The 5,426-nt window shown below is 73.9% G+C and carries 5 protein-coding genes and 1 pseudogene; 3 read left to right on the top strand and 3 right to left on the bottom strand.

Annotated elements, in window-relative coordinates; translation table 11 throughout:
* Positions 1-281: 281 nt before the first annotated feature.
* Positions 282-710, top strand: a pseudogene (locus tag ACFV0G_RS33020) (MBL fold metallo-hydrolase); the annotation flags it as partial.
* A gap of 312 nt (positions 711-1,022) precedes the next feature.
* On the opposite strand, the gene ACFV0G_RS33015 reads toward ACFV0G_RS33020, so the two are convergent.
* Positions 1,023-1,583 carry a serine hydrolase domain-containing protein gene (locus ACFV0G_RS33015; protein WP_380555965.1) on the bottom strand — a complete coding sequence of 187 codons (561 nt, stop codon included), beginning with the start codon at positions 1,581-1,583 and terminating at the stop codon, positions 1,023-1,025.
* Positions 1,584-1,763: 180 nt separating this feature from the next.
* On the opposite strand from ACFV0G_RS33015, the gene ACFV0G_RS33010 reads away from it, so the two are divergent.
* Positions 1,764-2,072, top strand: coding sequence for a hypothetical protein (locus ACFV0G_RS33010; RefSeq protein ID WP_380555963.1), 309 nt, complete (start codon positions 1,764-1,766; stop codon positions 2,070-2,072).
* Between the two features lie 742 nt (positions 2,073-2,814).
* Here ACFV0G_RS33010 and ACFV0G_RS33005 read toward each other — a convergent pair.
* Positions 2,815-3,849 carry a LuxR C-terminal-related transcriptional regulator gene (locus tag ACFV0G_RS33005; RefSeq protein ID WP_380555961.1) on the bottom strand — a complete coding sequence of 345 codons (1,035 nt, stop codon included), beginning with the start codon at positions 3,847-3,849 and terminating at the stop codon, positions 2,815-2,817.
* Between the two features lie 9 nt (positions 3,850-3,858).
* Positions 3,859-4,299, bottom strand: coding sequence for an ester cyclase (locus ACFV0G_RS33000; RefSeq protein ID WP_380555959.1), 441 nt, complete (start codon positions 4,297-4,299; stop codon positions 3,859-3,861).
* 514 nt (positions 4,300-4,813) lie between these two features.
* On the opposite strand from ACFV0G_RS33000, the gene ACFV0G_RS32995 reads away from it, so the two are divergent.
* Positions 4,814-5,305: a hypothetical protein gene (locus ACFV0G_RS32995; RefSeq protein WP_380555957.1), complete on the top strand. Its 492-nt coding sequence runs from the start codon at positions 4,814-4,816 to the stop codon at positions 5,303-5,305.
* The last annotated feature ends 121 nt before the right edge of the window (positions 5,306-5,426 follow it).

The following is a 5,426-nucleotide window of genomic DNA, read 5'->3' as shown; positions in this document are numbered from 1 at the left end:
CGCGTCGGGGGCCCGGTCCGGCAAGGCCCGTCCGTGCCGATCCGGGCCCCCTCGGCCAAGGTGCCGGCGGGCGTACGGGCGGACGAAGCGGGGGTGGTGGATGAGGGCGGCGAGAGGGGGGCGGACTGGGCGTCAGGATCCGGTCAGGGCCGTGATCGGCGCTCGCTCGGGCCCTGGGGCACCTGTGGTCGACGGCCTGATGTGACAGATCCTGGTCATTGCGGCCACGTCTGATCCTCGACCGGATCACCGCCCACGGCGTCGACCCCGCCGACGTCGCAATGATCGTCATCACCCACGGGCACCTCGACCACTTCGGCTCCGCGGCCGACCTGCACCGGCTCACCGGCGCGCCCGTCGCCGGCCACGTCGCCGACCTCGGACCGTACCGCTCGGGCCGGGTCCGCGAGCCCTACTCGCCCACCGGCCCGACGGGTCGTCTGATGGCCCGCAGCCGCACGCTCCACATGCGGGCCGAACCCTTCGAGCCCGCGGTGGTCATCCACGGCGAGACGGCCCTGGAGGACTTCGGCCTCGCTGCGCGCATCATGCCCACCCCCGGCCACACCGCCGGATCGGTCTCCGTCCTCACCGACGACGGCGATCTGATCGCAGGCGACCTGATCGCAGGCGACCTGATCGCCCGCTCCTTCATGGGCCTCATCCCCGGCAGGCCCGCCGACCCGCCCTTCCACGACGACCCCCGGCAGAACCTCACCAGCCCGCGAGCGATGCTCGCCCTCAACCCCGCCCGCCTCCACGTCGGCCACGGCACCGCACCGGATCCCGAACGGGTACGGCGGTGGGCCGAGCGGGAACACGACCGCCTCGCGCCGCTCCCTGCGCAGTCCTCGCTCCGCCGAGCAAGCCGCCTTCGCCGACATGCTCTCCGGCCGGATCCGCCACATCCGTTCGCCCGAGGCCCGTCCCCCCGTGAGGCCCCCGGAGTTCGCCGGCCGCTTCCGGTGTGGCCCTCGGTGCCTGCCCGGGGGCCCGCGGGGCCTCCGGGCAGGCACCGCCGCCTACGGCGCGGTCTCGCAGAGGGCGGTGTCCAACAGCGTGTACATCTGGGCGATCGGCGCATTGGTGGCGAGGTGGGCGTTGGTCACCACGGAGGCGTGGCGGCCGTCCGCAGTGACCAGGGTCTCGCTGTAGTAGCCGTTCACGATGCCGTCGTGGCCCCAGGCCGTGCCGCCGCACGGCAGGGTGTGGGCGGCGACTCCGAGACCGTAGGAGAGGCCGCCGCCGACGGTGACGGTCTTCTTCAGCTCGGCGAGGGTCGCCGGTGAGAGCAGGCGGCCTTCCACCAGCGCCCGGTCGAAGGCGGTGACGTCCTGGAGGGTGGAGATCATGGCTCCGGAGGTGCTGTAGATGGACGGCTCCAGGGCCGTCCCCAGGTCGGTCCAGAGGTTGAGGGCGCCGATCCGGATGCCGTGGTAGCCGTGCACGGCCGGGGCGGGAACGGTGCGGTCGCCCGCGGCCGGGAAGCTGGTGCCGGTGAGGGCGAGCGGCTCGATGATCCGGGTGGTGATCGCCTGCTTGACGGACAGGCCGGTGATCCGCTCGATCAGCAGCCCGACGATCTCGTAGCAGTGTGCCGAGCCGATCCTTCACCGTGCTCCTCCTACTTACCGGTACGAACGGCGGTGAGCCTACCCAGGACGGCCGGTCACCGATGGCCGGTGCACTGACCTGTTCACCGAACATGACCGACGTCACCATCGGTGCCCCGCGTACGCACCAACGAGAGGCGAGGAGTCGACGTGGCCCACCGCTACTGGTGCAGCGAGTGCAGTTTCAGGACGCCCTGGCTCAGCACCGCCGAGGGCGAGCGGCAACCGATCGCCCACTACGCCGCCAAGCACGCCGGCACTCCTCCTGGCGGACAGGTCGAGCGTCGCCGGGCCGGCTCCTTCGGCGGCCACGGCTGCCTCCGGCTCGCGGCCGTCGCCCTCGTCCTGTTGGCGGTCGTGGCCGCCTGCCATCGCCAGCACGCCCACGGCACTGGTCCGGTCCCGGCGCCAGGACCGGACCGGCCACGACAAGCGACGAGGCACCAGCCGGAGAGCTGATGCCTCGTCATGACTTCTGCTGTTGCTGTCCAGGCCGGGACTACGAGCGCAGGGCCGCCGTACCGAAGCGATGATCAAGGACGCCGGTCCGGTGGGCCGGCCGCCGCGCGGTCACCCGAGACCTCCCCAGGCGTCCTGGGCTGTGGCGGCACGTGGTGGTCGAGGTGCCGCAAGGAGCTCGACCGGCTCCTCGGCGGGCGCGTCCCGGCCGGGTCCGAGGGCGGCATCCGGTGGCGCAGCGGCGTCCCGCAGCCGACCCGCGGCCCTCGAACTCCCCGGGCTGCTCTGGTACGAGCCTCCGCCGGCCCGGCCGGACGGCCCCATGCCGGGCATGTCGGCCGGCTGCACCGCCGACCCGCGATCGAGGAGGCCCGGGCCGGCTCCCCCGTGGACGGCCCCGGATCCGGCCTCGCTCCTCGGGGACACCCGGCCGGTGCCGAGGTGGGGGCCGGCGGGATGCGGGCCGCCCGCCAGGGCCCGCGGCTGCTGGAGCGGGCCACCCGCGCGGGCGGTCTCCCCCATGAGCCCGTCCGCCACGGGCCTGTCCGGCGCGTACGGTCCCGCGGCCCGGCCGAGGCCTGCTGCGCCGCCGACGAGCAGTCCGGCCGTGTCGGCGTGACGGGGCCCGGGGAACAGGTCGGGACACCGGCCACACATGGCCGGTGCGCTGGAACCACCCGTCAACGCCCGCTTCCGTGGGCGTGGTCCACCGTGGGAGGTGGGCGGCGCCGTCCGGACACCGTCACGGGGGGCCGGCGAGGTCGGCCAGGAGTTCGGCGACCAGTTCGCGGCGGCTGTGGACGCCGAACTTGTCGAATACGGCCGTGAGGTGTTCCTGGACCGTGGCGGCGCAGATGTGGAGTTCGTCCACCATCTCGCGAGTGGAGCGGCCCCGGGCGACCAGGGCGGCGACGCGGCTCTGTGCGGGGGTGAGACCGCGGGCGCTGAGCAGGATCGGCCCGAGGTCGGCGGGGCGGGCGGGTTCGATGACGACGCCGGTCTGTTCGCCCGCCCGGGTGGTGTGCAGAGCGAGCCACCGGCCGGAGCGGCCGCGGAGCCGGACGGTGGAGGGCACCGGCCCCGCAGCTGCGGCGAGAACGGCGACGGGTATCCGGTCGGGGCCGTGTCGCTCCGTGTCGGGGAACTCCGCGAGCCACTGCTCCGCCTCGGGGCTCATCGAGACCAGGCGCCGGCCGCGGGAGAAGAGCATCAGGCCGACCGCGCTCGGACGTGACGGGGCGTCAGGGGGCGGCGGCGTGATCGCTGTCGCCCGCAGGGCCCGAGCGAGGTGCGGGCCGAGTGCGCGGACGAGCGCGATGTCACGCTCGGTGAAACCCGACGCCGTGTCCTGCCGGTGCAGGCACAGCACGCCCCAGCAGCGGCCCGCGCTGACCAGGGCGGCGCGCAGTTCGTCGCCGAGGCCGAGCGGGGCCATGATCTCCCGGTAGCGGGGGCTGGCCGCGCGGTCCTGCCCGGTGGCCCGGTCGAGCGAGGCCACGGGGTCCGCAGCCTGCGCCAGAGCGGTGAACTTGTTGACGTCCTCGCGCCCGAACTCGTTGTCCAGGAACGCGGCCGTGGTCCCGCCCAGCGGCTCCTCGGCCCGGGCGGAGGTGAACAGCAGCGTGACCGGGTCGACCGTGGCGAGGAACGCCGCCTCCGTCGGCACCACACGGCGCAGCCGGGGAAGGATCTCGTGGTGCAGTGCGGTGGCGTCGAGGCCGGTCCGGCACCGCTCCTCGATGTCGGCGACCCTGCGCTCCGCGGCGGACCGCTCCATGCCTCCACGCTACGTCGGCATGGCGGCGATGCCGAGCTGGCGCAGAAGGCCGAGTTCGTCGAGGCGGCCCCAGCGTTCGACGATGAGGCCGTCGTGGATCCGGAAGATGTTGATTCCTCGGAGCGTGACGGTGCGGCCGGTGGGCACGGATCCGAGGATCTCGCCGCGGTGGGTGCCGGCGGCGGAGAAGTTCTCCACGACGAGGTCGTCCTCGGCGACGAGGAGGTGCGGGGTGGAGTGCCAGTCGGGGAATGCCCCGCGGAACAGGGCGGCCGCCCTGCGCATGCCCTCGCGGCCGCCGTCGCCGCCGAAGGGCGGATCGTGGTCGAGGAAGGATTCCGAGAGGTAGGTGTCGACGGCGCCGAGGTCTCCGCGGGTGAAGAGCGCGTCGATGAAGGCGCGGACAAGGGCCCGGTTCTGTTCGGTTCGTTGGTTCTCCAGGGTTTCCATGGGGCGATTCTTCTCCGAACAGAGGCCTGTTCGTACCCGAGGAAGTTGGGGTTTCGGAGCGGACGGACAAGCGGGACTCGCCGCAGCGCCCGGGTCCCGCGGCCGGACCGGACGTGGATGCGCGATCGTAGGGGGCGTGGAACGGGAGAGGTTCGGCGTGTGGGCGGTCGGCGGCTCGTACGACCGGTACATGGGCCGCTGGAGGCGTTCGGCGCCGCCGTCCCGAGGCGCGCGGACGGGTCCATCGGGTTCACCTCCCGTGCCTGGGCGGTCAGGGGCCGGACGTCCGTCCGCGCCGGGGCCGACCGGGCGCTGCCGCGCGACTGATCATCCGCTGCCCGGCCGGTGACCTGCCCGGCGGTAGGGAGGACACGGGATCCGGTCGTCCGCCCGGTGCCGCGGCCGGGACGGGCGCTCGGCCCGGTTGCGGCGGCGCGGCCCGGCGCAGAACATACCGTTTCCCTTTCCTGCGAGATGGTGGCAGTGTGGTGCGTCGCCGACCATGGGGGGGTCCATGCGCACTCGCGCTGCCGTGCTGATCGTTGTCTCCGCCGCGCTGCTCACGGCCTGCGGCAGCAGCGGATCGAGCCCTGCCGGAGACGCCCGCCAGAACGCGGCGAAGTGGTACGCCTCGGGCGGGGACGTGAAGATCTCCGCACTGGCGTCCGCCACGCACTCCGTCCTGTCCGGCATCGACGCGATGGACTCCGGCGGCTACTCGCAGATCGGCCTCACCAACCTGACCACCAGGTGCGTCGTGCTGGCCGACAAGGTCCGGGACGCGCAGGCCTACGCGCCGTTCCCGGAGGAGAAGACCCAGTACTCGTGGTCGGCCGCGCTGGGCCAGCTGGACCAGGGCGCGTCCGCGTGCCGCGACGCGGTCACCGCCCGTGGCGACGTGCGCGTCGCGGTCAGGGCGAGCGAGTCCACGCTGACGTCGGGGCTCACCAACCTCAAGGCCGTGCTGGAGGCCGTCGGCACCCCGACGGCGAGCCCCGCCCCCTGACGTTCCGTCAACCCGTCACCACGGCCGACGGTCGAGCCGGCGGCGGGGGGCGGCGCACCGCCCGGCGGGGGGCGCGGGAGGCCGCCACACCCCGCGGGGGGGCGCCGACCGCTCAACACAC

Source organism: Kitasatospora sp. NPDC059571 (assembly GCF_042735675.1).
In the GTDB taxonomy this organism is placed as follows: domain Bacteria; phylum Actinomycetota; class Actinomycetes; order Streptomycetales; family Streptomycetaceae; genus Kitasatospora.
This window is presented reverse-complemented; position numbering and strand designations above follow the sequence as displayed.